Source organism: Gordonia sp. PS3, from assembly GCF_041950545.1.
Classification (GTDB): domain Bacteria; phylum Actinomycetota; class Actinomycetes; order Mycobacteriales; family Mycobacteriaceae; genus Gordonia; species Gordonia sihwensis.
Genome location: NZ_CP169524.1, coordinates 3,123,942 through 3,143,192 on the forward strand (window position 1 = coordinate 3,123,942; position 19,251 = coordinate 3,143,192).

Below are 19,251 nucleotides of genomic sequence, written 5' to 3' on the forward strand. Positions count from 1 at the left end.
CCGGGTGCGTGCCGGCATCAGGACGCACAACGGCATCCGAGGGAACATTCCCCTCGGATGCCGTCGTGCCTACTGATCTCAGTCGGGACTGCGGTGGCGCGCCCGGCGAACGGTGTACGTCGGGTCCACCTTGACGCGCGGCCGCGTCTCCTCGGATTCGGAGCCGGCGAAGCCGTGGTCCGGGTGCTGCCCGGTGCCGGCGTCCACCCAGTGATGCCTGCCGGTGTCGGGCTCGGGCTGGACGTACTGCGTCTCGCCGCCGGTCGCCGGCTCCGGCTGGTCGTGGGTCACGGTCCGGACGGTGTCCTCGGACTCCTCGACGTAGGTCTCCACCGGCTTCTCGACCACCTTGCGGACGATGACCGGCTTCTCGACCACGACGATCTGCTCGATGGGCTTCTCGACCACCTTCTCGACCTCGACGTAGACCGGCTTCTCGACCACCTTCTCCACGATGTGCTCGACGGGCTTCTCGACGATCCGCTCCACGACGTGGTCGAACCGCTTCTCGATCACGTTCTCCACCAGGACGGGGGTCTGCACGTTCTTGTCGAACTCGCGGCGGACTTCCTGCTCGACCACCTTCTCGATGATCTCCGGCCGTTCGACGATCTTCTCCACGACGTGCTCCACCGGCTTGTCGACGATCTTCTCGACCACGTTGGGCTGTTCCACCACGCGCTCGACGGTCCGGTCCACCGGCTGCTCGATGACCTTCTCGACCACATTCGGCCGCTCCACCACCCGCTCCACCACGCGGTCAACGGGGCGCTCGACGACCTTGTCGATCACGTTGGGCACTTCGACGACGCGTTCCACCACGCGGTCGACCGGCTGCTCGATGACCTTCTCGACCACGTTCGGTCGCTCCACCACCCGCTCGACCACATGGTCCACCGGCTGCTCGACGATCTTCTCGACCACATTCGGCCGCTCCACCACCCGCTCCACCACATGGTCCACCGGCTGCTCGACGATCTTCTCGACCACATTCGGCCGCTCCACCACCCGCTCCACCACGCGGTCGACGGGCCGCTCCACCACCTGCTCGATGACGTTGGGGATCTCGACCACCTTGTCGACGACACGGTCGACGGGCTTCTCCACCACGTTCTCGACGACGTTGGGCACTTCCACAACCCGTTCCACCACGTGCTCGACGGGCTTCTCGATGATCTTCTCGACCAGTTCGGGCTTCTCGACCACGCGCTCCACGGCGTGTTCGACGGGGTTCTCGACGATCTTCTCGACCACGTTCGGCTTCTCGACCACCCGCTCGACCACATGGTCCACCGGCTTCTCGACCAGTTGCTCGGTGACGTTGGGGATCTCGACGATCCGTTCCACCTCACGGTCGACCGGCTTCTCGATCACCTTCTCGACCACGTTCGGCTTCTCGACGATCCGCTCGACCACATGGTCGACCGGCTTCTCGATCGGCTTGTCGACGATCTGCTCCACGATCACCTCGCGCGGCACCTCGACGGTCTTGATCTCCGCCTTCTCGACGACGAGTTCGATCTCCTTCTCGACGACCTTCTCGACCGTCTTGTAGACGATCTTCTCGACCGGGACCTCGATCTCCTTCTCGACCGTCGTCTCCACCGCCGATTCCTCGGTCGCGTCGACGTGCTTCTCGACGACCTTCTCGACAGGCTTGTAGACGATCTTCTCGACCGGGACCTCGATCTCCTTCTCGACGATCTTCTCGACGGGAACTTCGCGGATCACCTCGACGATCTTCTCGACGGGCTTCTCGATCACCTTCTCGACGACCGACTCGACCGGAACCTCCACCACCTTGTCGACGATGGTGACGATCGGCTTCTCCACCATCCGCTCCACGCTGATGGGCTTCTCGACGACGTCGTCGGTGATCTCGACCAGCAGCTTCTCCACCATGCGCGAGACCTCGGTGGGCCGCTCCACGATCTCGTCCACCACAGTCACGAGCAGCTTCTCCACGAGCCGCTGGATCTCGATCGGTTTGTCGACGATCTCGTCGAGGATCGTGACGATCGGCTTCTCCACCAACCTCGGAATGTCGATCTCGTTGTCGACGATCTCGTCCTTCACCGTCACGATCGGCTTCTCGATGACGCGCGGCACGTCGACGGGGGTGTCGACGATCTCGTCGACGAAGGTGACGACGGGCTTCTCCACCAACCGCGACAGCTCCACCGGCTTCTCAGCGATCTCATCGACCACCGTCACCACCGGCTTCTCCACCAACCGCGGCAACTCCACCGGCTTCTCAGCGATCTCATCGACCACCGTCACCACCGGCTTCTCCACCAACCGCGGCAACTCCACCGGCTTCTCAGCGATCTCATCGACCACCGTCACCACCGGCTTCTCCACCAACCGCGACAGCTCCACCGGCTTCTCAGCGATCTCATCGACCACCGTCACCACCGGCTGCTGCACGAGTCGCTGGAGTTCGACCGGCATCTCGATGATGTTGTCGACCACCGTCACCACCGGCTTCTCGACCCGGCGATGGATGTTGACGGGCTTGTCGACGACCTCGTCCTCGATCGTCACCACCGGGCGTTCCACGGCGCGGCTGACGCTCACGGGCTTGTCGACGATCTCGTCGACCACCGTCACAACGGGTTTCTCGATCAGCCGCGAGACCGTCGCCGGCTTGTCGATGATGGTGTCGACGGTGTTGACCACCAGCCGTTCCACGATCCGCTCGAGCGTGACCGGCTTATCGATGACCTTCTCTACCGGGTTCTCCACCAACCGCTCGACGGTGTACTCGCGGTCGACGACGTTGTCGACAATGTTCAACGCCGGATCGTTCTCCTGCGGCGTCCCGCCGTTGGCCATCGCCCCTCCTTGTGCGCGCTGCTATCACCGAAACCCTTCCACAGGGCGGCAGAAACTTCCTAGCTGGACCCTAAGGTTACGCGGCAGCCGAATGACATGGACACACAGTGAACTCGATCCGGTTCACACCGTCCGCGGGCCTGCCGGAGATGTTCAGGAGACGAGAGATGTTCAGACGAAAAGAATCAGAGGCCCACCGTTGCCGGTGGGCCTCTGATCGAATGTGGCCAGAGTCGGGATCGAACCGACGACCTTCCGCTTTTCAGGCGGACGCTCGTACCAACTGAGCTACCTGGCCGGACGGTGCCGGTGAAAAACCGAAACCAAAAAGCGACCCTGACGGGACTCGAACCCGCGACCTCCGCCGTGACAGGGCGGCGCGCTAACCAACTGCGCCACAGGGCCATATTCAATTTGTTGCCTTGAGAACCTTATCAGACTCTCACTGCGTACCCCCTACGGGATTCGAACCCGCGCTACCGCCTTGAAAGGGCGGCGTCCTAGGCCGCTAGACGAAGGGGGCCGGTGTTCCTCGTTGGGAGCGAGACAAACTTTATGGCACTTCGTCGACAGAACGCAAATCGTGTGGTCAGCGACGTTTTTCGGCTATTCGCAACGCACATCGAGGGTGATCGGCGAGCGCCGCGCCGGCGGCCGTCGGAGACCGGAAGCGAAGAAGCCAGGCCGGAGATGCTCTCCGGCCTGGCTTCCACCAGTGCCCCCAGTAGGGCTCGAACCTACGACCTGCGGATTAAAAGTCCGTAGCTCTACCAACTGAGCTATAGGGGCGTCGCGTGCGGTGCACGACTTGTGGCAGTCTACCGAACCGCCGACCGACGCTCCGGCACGACCTCTCGTGTCAGACGGTCAACGACTGGCGCTCGACCGAACGGACGGCCGCCGTGAACTCCGGAATGAACTTCTCCGCGCCCAGCACACAGCACGCATGGCCACCGGCGACGTCGAAACGCCGAGCGCCCGGGATGCCGTCGACGAGCAGTTGCTGCCGTTCGGGTTGCACCACCTTGTCGAACGTCGAGACCACCACCGAGGTCGGCACATCGATCTCACCGAGCCAATCGCGCGAATCGAATCGGGCCATCGCCTCGGCGAACACGCCCTGCAGACCGAGTCTCGTGGAGGTGACCTGTGCCAGACCCCATTTGACCGGATGAGCGGTCGGGTCGTCGAGGATCCGTTCCGACGGAGTGGGGAGAACCTTTTCGACGACGCTCAGCGCCTTGCCGAGACGCTGCTCGAGCGCCAGCCGGGCGGGATCGATGCTGGAGAAGTACGGGCCGGTGGAACAGAGGACGAGCCCGGCCACCCGGTCGGGGCTGCGACGCCAGGCGAGTTGTGCGATTCCTCCGCCCATGGAGAATCCCGCGGCGATGAACGAGTCGATTCCGAGGCTGTCGGCGACGGCGACCACGTCGTCCGCGCAGTCGTCGAGTGAGAACGTGTCGGACTCGATCCCGCGACCGTGCAGGCGGTGGTCCATGGTGATGACGCGGAAGTCGCGTTCCAGGAGCGGGATCACCGGATACCAGCAGAGCAGTCCGGTGGTGCTGACCGAGTGAAGCAGGAAGACGGCCGGACCGTCGCGCCGCCCGGAGTCGGTGACGAAGGTCTCCCCGCGCCCCGGAAGCTCGAGCCGCCGGCCCGACGGGACCCCGGTGACCGGATAGGGACGCATGGCGTGACCGATGCCGCGGCGCATGGTGGCGAGACGACTGCTCAGTGCTGGCATCCCTCCAAAATACACCCGCCCGAGAGGGTCGTCCCTGCTCACAGGCTCCTCTTAGACAAATATGAGAATCCATCTCGTGCGGGCAGCGCGCATCTGACATACTCCGCGACGTGATTCCGATTGACCGCCCGAAACTCGAGGGCTCCATCGCCGTCGGCGACAAGCGACGCCGCCGCATCGGCTTCTCCGAGTTCGGCTCCCCCGGCGGCCCGGCCGTCGTGTGGCTGCACGGCACCCCCGGAGCCCGACGGCAGATCCCGACCGAGGCGCGCGAATACGCCGAGACGCGCGGCTTCCGCCTGATCGGGCTCGACCGGCCGGGCGTCGGGTCGTCGACGCCGCACCGGTACGAGTCGATCGCCGACTTCACGCTCGACTTCCAGACCGTCCTGAACACCCTCGGCGTCGACCGCTTCTCGGTGATCGGACTCTCCGGCGGCGGCCCGTACTCACTCGCCGTGTCGCGCTTCCTGCCCGACCGCGTGGTGTCGACCGGGATCGTCGGCGGTGTGGCTCCGGTCAACGGACCCGACGGGATCCGCGGCGGCGCCGTGGACCTCGCACAGTTCGCCGTTCCGTTGCTCAACGTGGCCGGCCGACCGATCGGGTCGGTGCTGAGCACGGTCCTGGGCTTCGCGCGGCCCATCGCCGACCCGGCGATCAGCCTCTACGGCCGCCTCTCCCCCGAGGCCGACCGGGAACTGCTCTCACGCCCGGAGTTCCGGGCGATGTTCCTCGACGACCTGCTGCACGGCGGCAGCCGCCGCATGGAGGCTCCGTTCGCCGACCTGCAATTGTTCGTCCGCGACTGGGGATTCCGGATCTCCGACGTGGACGCCTATGTGCACTGGTGGCACGGCGACGCCGACAACATCATCCCGTTCGCCCACGGCGAGCACATGGTGAAGCTGCTCCCGCACGCCGAACTCCATCCGCTGGCCGGCCAGAGCCACATCAGCGGCCTCGGCCACAGCATCGAGATGCTCGACATCCTGCTCGCCGCCTGGGATCGGCCGGCGGCGGGAAGCGGCGACGCCGGCCGCTAACCGGTCCCGGTGGTCGCCAACCCGGCCGCCAGACCCAGAATCAGTGCCAGCACCAGCACTTCGGTGCCGGCCCGGACGATGGACTCCCGCTCGCTCACTCCGTGCCGTCGTGCGCGCGGCAGCCACGACCGCCGGTGCCACCACGCCAGCGCCAGCGCCACCGCCAGCAGAACCGCCTTCGCCACGAGGATCCGGCCGTAGCCGGTCTCCCACAGCTGCGGACCCACACCGAGCTGCACCGCCGCCGCGACCACCCCGGTGACGGTCAACGCGCCTACCGCGGGCATCGCCCATCGGGAGAACTCCGGAAGCGTCCGGGCCCAGCCGCCTTTCCCGCGCACCGTGACGACCAGCGCGGCGAGCGTGCCGGCCCACCAGGCCGCACAGATCGAATGCACGGCGAGGAACACCGGGGTCCAGACCGACTCACCGCCGTGGCCGGTGACCGAGACCGCCAGCACGCCGAGGCCCGCGATCACGGAGACCAAGAGCACCGGCGGCTCCGCCCGGAGTGCGGCATAACCCCAGCCCAGGACGGCCAGCGATCCCACGGCGCCGACCAGCACCGGCAAGCCGGTCTGCACGCCGGTCGTCAGATCACCGACACCCACCTCGAACGGCGAGACCCCGATGCGGTCGGCCACCTGCAGCCATCCGCCGATGACGCTGGCGACTCCCCACATCGCCCCGGCGCCGACGATCACCCGGACCGAGGGCTCCGCGCCGATCAGCGGCAGTGCACCGAGGCCGAGCAGCAGCGAGAGCGAACCGATCGTCACCGCGCCGGCCCACGCCGCCGGCTCGGGTGCGGCCAGCGCCTGGCAGATCGCCACGCCCACCACCGCCAGAGCCGCCGCGGCGATGGCGAATCCGGCGCGCAGTCGCACCGTCTCGGCTCCGGGCATGCGGGTCAGCGTCGGCGACGGGCCAGCAGCAGCGCCAGCACACCGGCCACGACGATCACCACGACCACACCGCCGACGATGAACGGCCACACCTTCACACCGTTATCGGTCTCCGGCTGCCAGTCGTCGGCGACGGCGCCGGGGGTGCCGTTGCCCGCAGCCGTCAATTCGAAGGTCACCTGGCCCTCCACCGGGTGGCCGTCGGCCGACGTCACGCGGTAGTTGACCTTGTACTCACCGGCCGGCCCCAGTCCGTGCAGGGCAACGGATATGTCGCGACCGTCGACCGTGGGCTCGCCCTGCTGCCAGAAGTGTCCGTCGGGGCCGACCACCTTGAGCACCGCGTAGGAGGACTTCAGGTTCTCGTTGAAGGTCAGCGTCACCCGTTCGGGAGCCGTCGCGACCTTGGCCCCCTGCTCGGGGTCGGAGCCGACCAGCGCCGAATGCGCCGACGCCGGGCCCGCCACCAGCCCCACCAGGAGAGCGGCGGTGGCCGCGAGGACCGCGAAGACAGAAGAACGTGCGAGGAACCTGGACATGCGCAGAACACCTGACCTTGAAGACGTTACGGACACAGACGAGGCGGCCCGCGCCGACTCCCCTCCATCGTGGCACGCAGCGACGCATTAGCCTGAAGGAGTGTCGGTCTACTCACACGGTTTCGCCCGTCTCGCCGCTGCCGTCCCGCAGGTCGCCCTGGCCGACCCGCGTCAGAACGCCTCGCGCACCGTCGAACTGATCCAGCAGGCCCATCGGGAGTCGGTGGCCGTCGTCGCCTTCCCCGAGCTGGGCCTCTGCGGCTACAGCGTCGACGACCTCGTCCAGCAGGATGCATTGCTCGACGAGGTGGAGGCCGCGCTGGCCGCCGTGGTGGCCGCGACCGCTGAGACGACGCCCGTGGTGATCGTCGGCGCTCCGCTGCGGGTGGACGACGCCCTGTACAACTGCGCGATCGTGATCCACGGCGGCCGCGTGCTCGGCGTCGCACCGAAGTCGTACCTGCCCAACTACCGCGAGTTCTACGAGCAGCGCTACTTCGCCGCCGCACGCGACGCGGTCCGCGACACCGCCGTCATCGGCGGACAGCGCGTGCCGTTCGGCGCCGACCTGATCTTCGAAGCAGACGACCTGCCCGGCCTGCGAATCCACGTGGAGGTGTGCGAGGACGGATGGGTGCCGATCCCACCGAGCACCTGGGCCTCGTTCGCCGGGGCCACCGTACTGGTCAACCTCTCGGGCAGCCCGGTCACGGTGGGCAAGCAGGCGTACCGGCGGTCGCTGGTGACCGGCCACTCGGCGCGCTGCATCGCCGCGCAGGTATACGTCTCGGCCGGCTTCGGCGAGTCGACCACGGACCTGGCCTGGGACGGCGACGCACTGATCGCCGAGAACGGCACCCTGCTGGCGCGCACCGCGGGCTTCTCGATGGAACCGCAGCTGATCGTCAGCGATGTGGACCTCGACCGGCTGCGGCAGGAGCGGTCCCGGATGATCTCCCTGCGCGACCAGGTGGGCGATTTCGCCCAACGCTCGCGGGCGATGCGCCGCATCTCGTTCGACCTCGACGTCCCCGAGACCACCGGGGCTCTGCGCAGGACGGTCGCGCGTTTCCCGTTCGTTCCCGCCGACGCCGCCGACCGAGACGAGCGGTGCCACGACGTGCTGAACATCCAGGTGCAGGGGCTCGTCGCGCGGCTGCGCTCCACCGGAATCGACAAGGTGGTCATCGGCGTCTCCGGCGGTCTCGACTCCACCCTCGCGTTGCTCGTCGCCGTCCAGGCCTTCGACGCGATGGGATTGCCGCGCACCAACATCCACGCGTACACGATGCCCGGCTTCGCCACCGGCGGCGCCACCCTGGCGCGCAGCCACGTCCTCATGGACTCGCTCGGCGTCACCGGCAACGAACTCGACATCCGGCCGTCATGCATGCAGATGCTCGCCGACCTGAAGCATCCGTTCGCCGACGGGGAACCGGTCTACGACGTCACCTTCGAGAACGTCCAAGCAGGAGAGCGCACCTCCCACCTCTTCCGGCTGGCCAACCACCTCGGCGGGATCGTGCTGGGCACCGGCGACCTGTCGGAGCTGGCGCTCGGCTGGTGCACCTACGGGGTCGGCGACCAGATGTCGCATTACAACGTCAACGGCAGCGTCCCCAAGACGCTGATCCAGCATCTCATCCGCTGGAAGATCAGCACCGCCCGCTACGGACCCGAGACCGTCAGCACCCTGCAGGAGATCCTCTCCGACGTGATCTCACCGGAGCTCGTGCCCGCCGACGCCGAGGGCAACATCCAGAGCACCGAGGACCACGTCGGCCCGTACGAGCTGCACGACTTCTTCCTCTACTACCTCACGCGGTTCGGCTACCGGCCCAGCAAGATCGCCTACCTCGCCCGGCAGGCGTGGGGCGATCGGAGCCGCGGCCCGTGGTCGGATCTGATGCGCGACGACGAACGCAACGAGTACGACGAGGCCACCATCGACAAGTGGCTGACGGTCTTCTTGAAGCGGTTCATGTCGAGCCAGTTCAAGCGCACCGCGATGCCGAACGGCCCGAAGATCGGGTCGGGTGGATCGCTCTCGCCGCGCGGCGACTGGCGGTCGCCGTCCGACGCGCCGTCGTCGTCCTGGCTGCGCGAACTGCACCCGGACTGACCCCGGTCGGGGTCTAACCTGGCAGCATGTCCGATTCACAGCGCAACCCCCTCGGCCCGCTCGCTGCCTTCGCCGGTCTCTGGCGAGGTACCGGCGCCGGACACTATGCGACGATCGACAGCTTCACCTACGACGAGGAGATTGAGCTGTCGCCGAGCGGACGGCCCTTCCTGTTCTATCGATCGCGCACGCGCGCACCGGGCGGCGGCCGCCCGATGCACACCGAGACCGGCTTCCTGCGTCTGGCGGGCAAGCAGCACGTGGAACTGTTGGTGGCGCAGCCGACCGGCTTCGTGGAACTCCAGCGCGCCCCCGCTCACCACGCCGTTCTCGAGTTCGCCCAGCACACCCTGGGCGTCTCCCCCGACGCGAAACAGGTGCACGCGGTGAAACGCCGTTTCGAACTCGCCGGCGACACCCTCACGTACGACCTGTGGATGGCCTACGCCGACGTCCCCGTCTCGCACCATCTGCACGCCGAGCTCCACCGAGCCTGAGGCGGCGCCGACGCCGGTTCGGGTTCGCCGACGAACTCGACGGACGCCTGGAGCCCCCGGGAACAGCAGAACGCCCGCCCCGCATCAGCGGGACGGGCGTCCTGAGTCGTCAGACTAGATCACTTGATGATCTTGGTGACGCGGCCGGCACCGACGGTGCGGCCACCCTCGCGGATAGCGAAGCGCAGGCCCTCGTCCATGGCGACCGGCTGGATGAGCTTGACAGTCATCTCGGTGTTGTCGCCCGGCATGACCATCTCGGTGCCCTCGGGGAGGGTCACGACGCCGGTCACGTCCGTGGTGCGGAAGTAGAACTGCGGACGGTAGTTGTTGAAGAACGGGGTGTGACGGCCGCCCTCGTCCTTCGACAGGATGTACGCCTGGCCCTCGAACTCGGTGTGCGGAGTCGTGGTGCCCGGCTTGACGATGACCTGACCGCGCTCGACGTCCTCACGCTTGAGGCCGCGGAGCAGCAGACCCGCGTTGTCGCCGGCCTGAGCCGAATCGAGCAGCTTGTGGAACATCTCGATACCGGTGACGGTGGTCTTGGTGCTCTTCTCGCGGATGCCGACGATCTCGACTTCCTCGTTCACGTTGACCTCGCCGCGCTCCACGCGACCGGTGACGACGGTGCCGCGACCGGTGATGGTGAAGACGTCCTCGACGGGCATCAGGAACGGCTTGTCGGTCTCACGGACCGGGTCCGGGATCGACTCGTCGACAGCGGCCATCAGGTCCTGGATGGACTTGACCCACTTCTCCTCGCCCTCGAGCGCCTTCAGCGCCGAGATCGGGACCACCGGAGCGTCCTCGTCGAACTCCTGGGCGGCCAGCAGTTCGCGGACCTCCATCTCGACGAGTTCCATGATCTCCTCGTCGTCGACCATGTCGGCCTTGTTCAGTGCGACGAGGATGTAGGGGACGCCGACCTGGCGAGCCAGCAGCACGTGCTCGCGGGTCTGCGGCATCGGGCCGTCGGTGGCAGCCACGACCAGGATTGCGCCGTCCATCTGAGCGGCGCCGGTGATCATGTTCTTGATGTAGTCGGCGTGACCCGGAGCGTCGACGTGAGCGTAGTGACGCTTCTCCGTCTGGTACTCGACGTGGGAGATGTTGATCGTGATACCACGAGCCTTCTCCTCAGGCGCCTTGTCGATCTGATCGAAAGCGAAGCTCTCGTTCAGGTCCGGGTACTGGTCGGCGAGCACCTTGGTGATGGCCGCCGTGGTGGTGGTCTTGCCGTGGTCGACGTGACCGATGGTGCCGATGTTCACGTGCGGCTTGGTCCGCTCGAACTTCGCCTTCGCCACTTGTGTCCTCCTGGACTGTTGCTGCCGGGTGGTTCCCAGCAGTGGGTTTCTTACTTCCTGCCGTCGGCAGGAGCGGTCTTGCTGAACCGGTGTCCGGCCGGCCCGGCGTCGTGCCGGGACCTGGCCGTCCACCTTATTCGTTTGTGCGCGCGGATTCGATAGCCGACCCCGGCGCGAGCTCCGCCAAGGCGGAGGGCGAGATCACTCGCCCGTTGCCTTCGCGATGATCTCCTTCGACACGTTCGCCGGAACTTCAGCGTACGAGTCGAAAACCATGGAGTAGTTAGCCCGGCCCTGAGTCTTCGACCGCAGGTCTCCGATGTAGCCGAACATCTCCGACAGCGGCACCTGAGCCTTGACGACTCGTGCACCGCTGCGCTCCTCCATGGCCTGGATCTGGCCACGGCGGGAGTTCAGGTCGCCGATGACGTCGCCCATGTAGTCCTCCGGAGTCGTGACCTCGACGGCCATGATCGGCTCCAGGATGACGGGCTGAGCCATCTTCGCAGCCTCCTTGAGGGCCTGCGAACCGGCGATCTTGAAGGCCATCTCCGACGAGTCGACGTCATGGTACTGACCGTCGAGGAGGGTGACCTTCAGGTTGACCAGCGGGTAGCCGGCCAGAACGCCGTACTGCATCGCGTCCTGCGCACCGGCATCCACCGAGGGGATGTACTCGCGCGGGACACGACCGCCGGTGACGGCGTTCGCGAACTCGTAGGTCGCGCCGTCCTCGGCGTCGACCAGCGGCTCGAGCTTGATGATGACCTTCGCGAACTGACCCGAGCCACCCGTCTGCTTCTTGTGGGTGAACTCGTGCTTCTCGACGGTCTTGCGGATCGTCTCACGGTAGGCGACCTGCGGCTTGCCGACGTTGGCCTCGACCTTGAACTCGCGCTTCATGCGGTCGACCAGGATGTCGAGGTGGAGCTCGCCCATGCCGCCGATGACGGTCTGGCCGGTCTCCTCGTCCAGGTTCACCGAGAAGGTCGGATCCTCTTCGGCGAGCTTCTGGATCGCGGTGCCCAGCTTCTCCTGGTCGGACTTGGTCTTCGGCTCGATCGAGACGTTGATGACCGGGTCAGGGAAGGTCATCGACTCGAGGACGATGGGGTTCGCCGGATCGCACAGGGTGTCACCGGTCGTGGTGTCCTTGAGGCCGATCATCGCGTAGATGTGGCCGGCCACCGCGTCGTCGACCGGGTTCTCCTTGTTGGCGTGCATCTGGAAGAGCTTGCCGATGCGCTCCTTCTTGCCCTTGGTCGCGTTCATGACCTGGGTGCCCGGCTCCACACGGCCCGAGTACACGCGGACGAAGGTGAGCTTGCCGAAGAACGGGTGCGCGGCGATCTTGAACGCCAGTGCCGAGAACGGCTCGTCCTTGCTGGGCTTGCGGGAGATGATCTCTTCCTCGTTGCCCACGACGTGGCCCTCGATCTCGCCGATGTCCAGCGGGTTCGGGAGGTAGTCGATGACGGCGTCGAGCATGGGCTGCACGCCCTTGTTCTTGAACGCCGAGCCGCACAGCACGGGGTAGATCTCGGAGTTGATCGTCATCTTGCGGATGGCGCCCTTGATCTCGTCGATCGTGAGCTCCTCGCCGGCGAAGTACTTCTCCATGAGGGCTTCGTCCGACTCGGCGACCGTCTCGAGCAGCTTCTCGCGGTACTCGGCGGCCTTGTCGGCCAGATCCGCGGGGATCTCCTCGATGGTCGGCTCGGCGCCGATCTCGACGGTTCCGCGCCAGGTGATGGCCTTCATCTCGAGCAGGTCGACGACGCCGTCGAAGGCATCCTCGGCACCGATCGGGAGCTGCATGACCAGCGGCTTCGCGCCCAGGCGATCGATGATCGTCTGCACGGTGAAGTAGAAGTCCGCACCCATCTTGTCCATCTTGTTGACGAAGCAGATGCGGGGGACGTCGTACTTGGTGGCCTGGCGCCAGACCTGCTCGGACTGCGGCTCGACGCCCTCCTTGCCGTCGAAGACGGCGACGGCGCCGTCGAGGACGCGGAGCGCGCGCTCCACCTCGACGGTGAAGTCGACGTGACCTGGCGTGTCGATGACGTTGATCTGGTTGTTGTTCCAGAAGCAGGTCACGGCGGCGGAGGTGATGGTGATACCACGCTCCTTCTCCTGCTCCATCCAGTCGGTGGTCGACGCGCCGTCGTGGGTCTCACCGATCTTGTAGTTCACACCGGTGTAGTAGAGGATGCGCTCGGTGGTCGTGGTCTTGCCGGCATCGATGTGCGCCATGATGCCGATGTTGCGGACCTTGGTGAGGTCGTTGAGCACTTCCTGTGCCATTAGGTTCCCTTCGGGAAGTTTTTGGAACTGAGTCTGTCAGTGTGCGAGCGCATCGGACCGGGCTCGCGTGCGCATCCCCCGGTCCGATGCGGCAGCCTCACCAGCGGTAGTGAGCGAAGGCGCGGTTGGCTTCGGCCATCTTGTGAGTGTCCTCGCGACGCTTCACCGATGCACCGAGACCGTTCGAGGCGTCCAGCAGCTCGTTGGCCAGACGCTCCACCATGGTCTTCTCGCGACGCTGACGGCTGAAGGTGACCAGCCAGCGCAACGCGAGGGTGTTGGCGCGGCCCGGCTTCACCTCGACCGGAACCTGGTAGGTGGCGCCACCGACGCGACGGCTCTTGACCTCGAGGGTGGGCTTGACGTTGTCGAGCGCACGCTTGAGGGTGACGACCGGATCGGTGCCGGTCTTCTCACGGGCCTGCTCGAGGGCTTCGTACACGATGCGCTCGGCGGTCGACTTCTTGCCGTCCAGCAGGATCTTGTTGACGAGCTGGGTGACGAGCGGCGAACCGTAGACGGGGTCGCTGATCAGGGGGCGCTTGGGAGCGGGTCCTTTACGTGGCATTTAGATCAGTTCCCCTTCTTGGCGCCGTAACGGCTGCGAGCCTGCCTGCGGTCCTTGACACCCTGGGTGTCGAGCGAGCCGCGGATGATGCGGTAACGAACACCCGGGAGGTCCTTCACACGACCGCCGCGGACGAGCACCATCGAGTGCTCCTGCAGGTTGTGGCCCTCACCGGGGATGTAGGCGGTGACCTCGACGCCACTGGTCAGGCGCACACGGGCGACCTTTCGCAGAGCGGAGTTCGGCTTCTTCGGGGTGGTGGTGTACACGCGGGTGCAAACGCCCCGGCGCTGCGGGCTGCCCTTCAGAGCAGCCGTCTTCTTGGCGGACGTCTTGTCCTTGCGGCCCTTGCGGACCAGCTGGTTAATGGTTGGCACTGAGTTCTTTCTCCTTGAGGACCGGCTCCCGCCGGGCCTTGTTCGTATTCGTTGCGGTTGGTGCTCCGGGCAAGCGGTCCGCCACGCTCACGCGTGGACAGATACTTCCGCAACTCGCCCCACCTGCACGTTTATGCAGGTCAGGTTCGAATCGTGCACCCGTTGTCGGGCGTGTCGCACGCCCTACGCCGATCCACGACTCCGCCCTCTCGGCGCCCGCTCGGACGCCGGAAGGTGAGCAGCACCCAGCTTGGCAAGGCGCCGACGAAATACTTTACCGCCCGGATTTACCACGGTCAAAATGATTGACACCGCTGCGCGAACCGCACCGAAACAGTTCACTACCGGCGCCGATCATCCGGATTCGCCGACGCGGGTGAGCAACTGCCGAGCGGCCGCCCGGGCGCCGTCCACATCCCCGCCGATCACCGCCTCGACGACCTCGACGTGGAGCGCCTCGTACGACCGGTGCGCGCCGACACCGTGTTCGGCGATCGACTCTCGCAGCGCCGGCAGCAACGAGTCGTAGAACTCGAGATACACCTCGTTGTGGCTGGCGGCGACGATGGCGCGGTGCAGGTGCGCATCGGCCTCGACCGCTGCCGAGTGTACGGACTCGGCAGCGTCGGCGCCGTCCCAGAACCCGTTGCGCTGCGCCAGCAGTCGACGCAGCGCGGCGATGTCATCGTCGTCCCGACGGCGGGCGGCCAGTCCGGCCGCAGTCACCTCCAGCGCCTCGCGCAGTTCCAAGAGGTCTTGCCGCCGGGCCGCGGCGAAGAAGTCACCGAGCGCCACCTCCTGCTCATCGGTGGCGATGACGTAGGTCCCCGACCCCTGCCTGCGCTCCAGCAGCCCCGCGTGCACCAGCGACTGCACGGCCTCGCGAACGGTGTTGCGGGCGGTGCCTGTCATCTCGCACAGCGCGGGTTCGGTCGGAATCCGCTCCCCGATCGCCCAGCGGCCCGCGGAGATCTCGTCGCGCAGCTGCTGCGTGACCTGACCGATGAGCGTCTGCCGTTTGACCGTTTGCACGGCCGCAGTCTAAATCACTTTGCGCCGATACGACCATTCATCCTACGATTTTGTTCCATGACGGCCGAGGCGACGACAGTTCGCGACATCACCCCTCCGCGACCGACGCGCGCAGGCAGGTGGCGCGGGCGGATCATCGTGCTGGCCGCGATCATCATCTTCTCGCTGAGCCTGCGCACCGCGGTCACCTCCATCGCGCCGCTGCTCACGCGCATCTCCGACGAGGTCGGCTTCGGCACGTCCACGATCGGCGTGATCGGCATGCTTCCGACGCTCATGTTCGGTGCGGCGGGTGTCTTCGCACCCGCCCTCGGTCGACGTTTCGGCATCGAGCAGGTGACCCTCGCGGCGGTCGTGCTGACCGGCGTCGGCATCGCGACGCGGTCGCTGGTCCACGACGTCTGGCCGTTCCTGATCCTCTCGTGCGTCGCCCTGTTCGGCATGGGCGTCGGCAACATCCTGATCCCACCGCTGGTGAAGCGATACTTCAGCGATCAGATCGCCGTCATCAGCACCGCGTACATCACTTTCGTCCAGCTGGGCACGGCCATCCCCGCCGCGATCGCGGTCCCGGTCGCCGACGCGGCCGGCTGGCGGATGTCGCTGGCGATGTGGGCGCTGGTCCCGCTGGTCGCCCTGCTCCCCTGGGTCTGGGTGGTCCGCGAGCGCCGTCGCACCGTGCGCGCCGAGGCAGACCTGCCCAAGAAGGCGCGCCCCGCGAGCGAGGTCGCCGCACGGCTGCCGGTCTGGCGCACCCCGATGGCGTGGGGCCTCACACTGATGTTCGGCATGACCTCGCTGATGACCTACTCGCTGTTCACCTGGCTGCCGTCGGTCCTGCACGACGCGGGCGGCTCCGAGGCGCTCGGCGGCGCGATGGTCGCGTTGTTCTCGGGCATCGGTTTCGCCGGGACGCTCATCGCGCCGGTGCTGTGCACCCGCTTTACCAACCCGTTCGGGTTCGCCGTGCTGTTCGCGGCGTCGTGGCTGATCGGCTTCGCGGGTCTGCTGTGGGCTCCGCTGACGCTCACCTGGCTGTGGGTGGTCCTCGTCGGCATCGGCCCCACCACGTTCCCGATGGCGCTGACGCTGATCAACCTGCGCACCCGGACCAGTGCGGGCTCGTCGTCGCTGTCGGGCTTCGGCCAGGGCGTCGGCTACCTGTTCGCGTGCTCGGGTCCGACGCTGTTCGGCATCCTGCACGACGCGACCGACTCGTGGGCGCTGCCGTTCGCATTCCTCACGGTGACCGTCGGCATCATGCTGGTCGGCGCGTGGGCCATCTGCCGTCCGCGGTATCTGGAGGATCAGCTGAGCTGATCACGACAGCGGGAGCTCTGCCACCGGGGCGGAGATCATCTTGTCCGGGGTGGCCGAGTCGCCGACGGTGAACGCCACGGCCGTCACACCCCTCATGTCACTGATGATCGCGGTGGTCGACGGCGAGACGTCGGCGTCCGACATGGTTCCCGCGAGCTTCGGCCCGCTCGGACCGATCAGCCACATCTGGTAGATGGTTCCGGGCGCCGGTCGCGGGACGTCGTTCATCACCAGGACGCCCTCGCCCGCTGACGGGGAGTAGGTGACGGTCGCCTGGCCGCCCGCGACCGTTCCGGTGGTCGTGCGGACATCCGGCGCGGCGAAGATCTGTTCGGCCTGCGACGGCGGACTCTGCTCGTTCCGGTCGGCGACTGTGTAGCCGATGACGCCGCCGACGCCGAGCACCACGGCCGCAGCGGCCGCGGCGACCGCGAGGCGCAGTCGGCGACGATCGCGCGCGGGGGATCCGAGCGCATCGCCCCGTGCCGACGGGTGTTCATCGAGTCCTGAGAAGATCCTGTCCCGGAGCTGATTCGGCGGTTCGACGGCGGTCGCCTCGCTCATGCTCACGAGCGTCGCGCGCACGGCCGCCAGCTCGTTCTCGAACACTCGGCGGTCGGCCTCATCTGCCTGAGCCACCGCTTTCAGGATGCGTGCGCGCTCCACGTCGTCGACGGCGTCCAGGGCGATGAGCGACGCCAGGTCGCGCAGGTCGTCGTCACTCACGTCCCAGGCACCCCCTCAATCGCTTCAGGCCGTCACGGATCCGGCTCTTCACGGTCGGCAGCGCCACCGTCAGCCGATCGGCGACCTCACGGTAGGTGAAGCCGTCGTAGTAGGCCAGGCTCACTGCCTGCGCCTGCAGCTCGGTCAAAGTGGCGAGGCAGTCGCGCACCCGGCGTCCCGCGTCTCGCGTCAGGACCTCGTCGTCGACGCCCGCGACCACCTCGGCGAGGCTCCTCAGGCCGTATCGGTTCTCCCGGGCACTGGCCGAACTCTCGGAACGGACCCGGTCGACGGCGCGACGATGCGCGATGGTCAGCAGCCACGACATGGCACTGCCCTGCGCGGCGTCGAACCGACCGGCGTCTCGCCAGATCTGGAGGTAGACGTCCTGGGTCACGTCCTCGCTGTACCCCGGGTCGCGCAGAACGCGCAGAACCATGCCGTACACGCGCGACCCGGTGCGGTCGTACAGGTCTGCGAAAGCTGCGCGGTCACCGGCTGCCACGAGTGCGAGCAGATGTTCCAGCTGATCCGCATCGACAGTCATCGGCCGCTCGCTCGCGGATCGGAGGATGTCATCAAGTGACAGCCTAGCCGGAGCGAACGCGACAGTCATGACAGACGGGGCGTCTGTGACACCGCGGGCTTCGCGAAGCCGAGCTGGTACACGTCCAGGTAGCCGGACCGGAAGCCGGCCTCGGAGTAGGCCAGGTAGAACGTCCACATCCGACGGAACACGGAGTCGAACCCGAGGTCGGCGATGACGGCGTCGCTACGAACGAACCGCTCGCGCCACAACCGCAGCGTCCGCGCGTAGTGGCATCCCATCGCCTTCTCATCGACCAGGTCGAGTCCGGTGTGGGCGGTCGTGACCTCGCGCAGCGCTTCGATCGAGGGGAGCTGGCCGCCGGGGAAGATGTACTTGTGCACCCAGGTGTACGTGCCCTCGGACGCCAGCATCCGCGCGTGCGGCATGGTGATCACCTGGACGGCGGCGCGACCACCGGGCACCAGCACCCGATCGAGCGTGCGGAAGTACGCCGGCCAGAATTCGCGACCGACCGCTTCGAGCATCTCCACCGAGACGATCGCGTCGTACTCGCCGTCGACGAGCCGGTAGTCCAGCAGGTCGACGCTGACCCGATCGGCGAAGCCGGCCGCGGCGACGCGCTCGAGCGCCAGCTCGCGTTGTTCGCTGGACAGGGTCAGCGATCGGACGTGCGCACCGCGCGCGGCAGCGCGGAGGCAGAGTTCGCCCCATCCGGTGCCGATCTCCAACAGCCGGGTTCCCTCGCCGACGCCCGCCTGGTCCAACAGGCGGTCGATCTTCGCGCGTTGCGCGTCGGCGAGCATCGACCAGTCCGCCGTCTCCGCAGCCGAATCCGAGCCGAAGTAGGCACTCGAATAGCTCAGCGTCTCGTCGAGGAAGGCTCCGAAGAGCTCGTTGGACAGGTCGTAGTGCCGGGCGATGTTGGACCGCGTGTTCGCGACGGTGTTCTGCTCGTCATCGGGGTGGCCAGGCAGCACCAGCGAACGGAGTCGCTGGAGCGGCGCGGGCACCAGTTCCGCGACGCGTTCGGCGAACGGGGTGAGCACGCCGACGAGGTCGTCGGTGGTCCAGTCCCCCGCCATGTACGCCTCACCGAATCCGATGAGCCCGGACGTGCCGAGCCGGTGGAACAACGACTCGGGGTCGCGCACGATCATCCGCGGAAGCACCGCGTCGGACGCGGCACCTCCCAGCCGTCCGTCGGGGTATTCGACCGAGATCGGGAGACGTCGAGTGGCGGCGGCGAAGAGTCGACCGGCGGCGAGGGCGCGGAGGCGGGACGTCGGTCGGTGTGCCACATCGGGCCACGCCCGAGGGTCCACGTGGATGTCGGCGGGCGAGTACGGGAGGCGGTGATCGGTGGTCAT

Annotated in this window: 16 protein-coding genes and 4 tRNA genes; 4 read left to right on the forward strand and 16 right to left on the reverse strand. The window is 66.9% G+C overall.

The window, feature by feature from the left end:
- Nucleotides 1–78: 78 nt before the first annotated feature.
- The 6 genes from ACE11G_RS14395 to ACE11G_RS14420 form a co-directional block, all read right to left on the reverse strand.
- Nucleotides 79–2,835: a hypothetical protein gene (locus ACE11G_RS14395; RefSeq protein WP_375002664.1), complete on the reverse strand. Its 2,757-nt coding sequence runs from the start codon at nt 2,833–2,835 to the stop codon at nt 79–81.
- A gap of 224 nt (nt 2,836–3,059) precedes the next feature.
- Nucleotides 3,060–3,133: transfer RNA gene (locus ACE11G_RS14400), tRNA-Phe, on the reverse strand.
- A gap of 33 nt (nt 3,134–3,166) precedes the next feature.
- Nucleotides 3,167–3,240, reverse strand: a tRNA-Asp gene (locus ACE11G_RS14405).
- Nucleotides 3,241–3,285: 45 nt separating this feature from the next.
- Nucleotides 3,286–3,358 (reverse strand) — tRNA-Glu (locus ACE11G_RS14410).
- A gap of 193 nt (nt 3,359–3,551) precedes the next feature.
- Nucleotides 3,552–3,624, reverse strand: a tRNA-Lys gene (locus ACE11G_RS14415).
- Between the two features lie 70 nt (nt 3,625–3,694).
- Nucleotides 3,695–4,585, reverse strand: coding sequence for an alpha/beta fold hydrolase (locus ACE11G_RS14420; RefSeq protein ID WP_375002666.1), 891 nt, complete (start codon nt 4,583–4,585; stop codon nt 3,695–3,697).
- Between the two features lie 110 nt (nt 4,586–4,695).
- On the opposite strand from ACE11G_RS14420, the gene ACE11G_RS14425 reads away from it, so the two are divergent.
- The gene (locus tag ACE11G_RS14425; RefSeq protein WP_045537590.1) at nt 4,696–5,631 is read left to right on the forward strand and encodes an alpha/beta fold hydrolase; all 936 of its coding nucleotides are present in this window, start codon (nt 4,696–4,698) and stop codon (nt 5,629–5,631) included.
- Here ACE11G_RS14425 and ACE11G_RS14430 read toward each other — a convergent pair.
- Both ACE11G_RS14430 and ACE11G_RS14435 read right to left on the reverse strand, forming a co-directional pair.
- Nucleotides 5,628–6,536: a copper resistance D family protein gene (locus ACE11G_RS14430; protein WP_052692383.1), complete on the reverse strand. Its 909-nt coding sequence runs from the start codon at nt 6,534–6,536 to the stop codon at nt 5,628–5,630. The genes ACE11G_RS14425 and ACE11G_RS14430 overlap by 4 nt on opposite strands.
- Before the next feature lie 5 nt (nt 6,537–6,541).
- Nucleotides 6,542–7,075 carry a copper resistance CopC family protein gene (locus tag ACE11G_RS14435; protein ID WP_006894484.1) on the reverse strand — a complete coding sequence of 178 codons (534 nt, stop codon included), beginning with the start codon at nt 7,073–7,075 and terminating at the stop codon, nt 6,542–6,544.
- A 100-nt stretch (nt 7,076–7,175) separates the two neighbouring features.
- Between ACE11G_RS14435 and ACE11G_RS14440 the strand changes: the two genes are divergently transcribed.
- The gene (locus tag ACE11G_RS14440; RefSeq protein WP_375002669.1) at nt 7,176–9,197 is read left to right on the forward strand and encodes an NAD(+) synthase; all 2,022 of its coding nucleotides are present in this window, start codon (nt 7,176–7,178) and stop codon (nt 9,195–9,197) included.
- A gap of 26 nt (nt 9,198–9,223) precedes the next feature.
- Nucleotides 9,224–9,694 carry an FABP family protein gene (locus ACE11G_RS14445; RefSeq protein WP_045537597.1) on the forward strand — a complete coding sequence of 157 codons (471 nt, stop codon included), beginning with the start codon at nt 9,224–9,226 and terminating at the stop codon, nt 9,692–9,694.
- A gap of 119 nt (nt 9,695–9,813) precedes the next feature.
- Here the strand turns inward: ACE11G_RS14445 and tuf are convergent, their stop codons facing one another.
- The 5 genes from tuf to ACE11G_RS14470 all read right to left on the reverse strand — a co-directional run bounded on the left by tuf (nt 9,814) and on the right by ACE11G_RS14470 (nt 15,288).
- Entirely contained in the window at nt 9,814–11,004 is a 1,191-nt protein-coding gene (gene tuf / locus ACE11G_RS14450) for an elongation factor Tu (RefSeq protein ID WP_006894480.1), read from the reverse strand.
- A gap of 201 nt (nt 11,005–11,205) precedes the next feature.
- Nucleotides 11,206–13,311: an elongation factor G gene (gene fusA / locus ACE11G_RS14455; protein ID WP_006894479.1), complete on the reverse strand. Its 2,106-nt coding sequence runs from the start codon at nt 13,309–13,311 to the stop codon at nt 11,206–11,208.
- Between the two features lie 97 nt (nt 13,312–13,408).
- Nucleotides 13,409–13,879: a 30S ribosomal protein S7 gene (gene rpsG / locus ACE11G_RS14460; RefSeq protein ID WP_006894478.1), complete on the reverse strand. Its 471-nt coding sequence runs from the start codon at nt 13,877–13,879 to the stop codon at nt 13,409–13,411.
- A gap of 5 nt (nt 13,880–13,884) precedes the next feature.
- Nucleotides 13,885–14,256 (reverse strand): 30S ribosomal protein S12, encoded by a 372-nt coding sequence (gene rpsL / locus ACE11G_RS14465; protein WP_375002676.1) that lies wholly within the window; start codon nt 14,254–14,256, stop codon nt 13,885–13,887.
- A 354-nt stretch (nt 14,257–14,610) separates the two neighbouring features.
- Nucleotides 14,611–15,288, reverse strand: coding sequence for a FadR/GntR family transcriptional regulator (locus ACE11G_RS14470; RefSeq protein WP_045537598.1), 678 nt, complete (start codon nt 15,286–15,288; stop codon nt 14,611–14,613).
- A 57-nt stretch (nt 15,289–15,345) separates the two neighbouring features.
- Here ACE11G_RS14470 and ACE11G_RS14475 point away from each other — a divergent pair, with 57 nt between their 5' ends.
- Nucleotides 15,346–16,608, forward strand: a complete 1,263-nt coding sequence (locus ACE11G_RS14475; protein ID WP_045537600.1) for an MFS transporter — start codon at nt 15,346–15,348, stop codon at nt 16,606–16,608.
- Here the strand turns inward: ACE11G_RS14475 and ACE11G_RS14480 are convergent, their stop codons facing one another.
- The 3 genes from ACE11G_RS14480 to ACE11G_RS14490 form a co-directional block, all read right to left on the reverse strand.
- Entirely contained in the window at nt 16,609–17,334 is a 726-nt protein-coding gene (locus tag ACE11G_RS14480; protein ID WP_045537602.1) for an anti-sigma factor, read from the reverse strand.
- Nucleotides 17,327–17,881, reverse strand: coding sequence for an ECF RNA polymerase sigma factor SigK (gene sigK / locus ACE11G_RS14485; RefSeq protein WP_045537604.1), 555 nt, complete (start codon nt 17,879–17,881; stop codon nt 17,327–17,329). Before sigK ends, ACE11G_RS14480 begins: the two co-directional genes overlap by 8 nt.
- 65 nt (nt 17,882–17,946) lie before the next feature.
- Complete coding sequence (locus ACE11G_RS14490; RefSeq protein WP_009680155.1) at nt 17,947–19,251, reverse strand: class I SAM-dependent methyltransferase; 1,305 nt, start codon at nt 19,249–19,251, stop codon at nt 17,947–17,949.

What these genes read in the sequence shown, in the direction of transcription:
- ACE11G_RS14445 (WP_045537597.1), top strand. Translation starts at nt 9,224, where the DNA reads ATGTCCGATTCACAGCGCAACCCCCTCGGCCCGCTCGCTGCCTTCGCC.
- ACE11G_RS14435 (WP_006894484.1), bottom strand. Translation starts at nt 7,075, where the DNA reads ATGTCCAGGTTCCTCGCACGTTCTTCTGTCTTCGCGGTCCTCGCGGCC.
- ACE11G_RS14420 (WP_375002666.1), bottom strand. Translation starts at nt 4,585, where the DNA reads ATGCCAGCACTGAGCAGTCGTCTCGCCACCATGCGCCGCGGCATCGGT.
- ACE11G_RS14475 (WP_045537600.1), top strand. Translation starts at nt 15,346, where the DNA reads ATGACGGCCGAGGCGACGACAGTTCGCGACATCACCCCTCCGCGACCG.
- sigK (WP_045537604.1), bottom strand. Translation starts at nt 17,881, where the DNA reads ATGACTGTCGATGCGGATCAGCTGGAACATCTGCTCGCACTCGTGGCA.
- fusA (WP_006894479.1), bottom strand. Translation starts at nt 13,311, where the DNA reads ATGGCACAGGAAGTGCTCAACGACCTCACCAAGGTCCGCAACATCGGC.
- rpsG (WP_006894478.1), bottom strand. Translation starts at nt 13,879, where the DNA reads ATGCCACGTAAAGGACCCGCTCCCAAGCGCCCCCTGATCAGCGACCCC.
- ACE11G_RS14430 (WP_052692383.1), bottom strand. Translation starts at nt 6,536, where the DNA reads ATGCCCGGAGCCGAGACGGTGCGACTGCGCGCCGGATTCGCCATCGCC.
- ACE11G_RS14395 (WP_375002664.1), bottom strand. Translation starts at nt 2,835, where the DNA reads ATGGCCAACGGCGGGACGCCGCAGGAGAACGATCCGGCGTTGAACATT.
- ACE11G_RS14490 (WP_009680155.1), bottom strand. Translation starts at nt 19,251, where the DNA reads ATGACCACCGATCACCGCCTCCCGTACTCGCCCGCCGACATCCACGTG.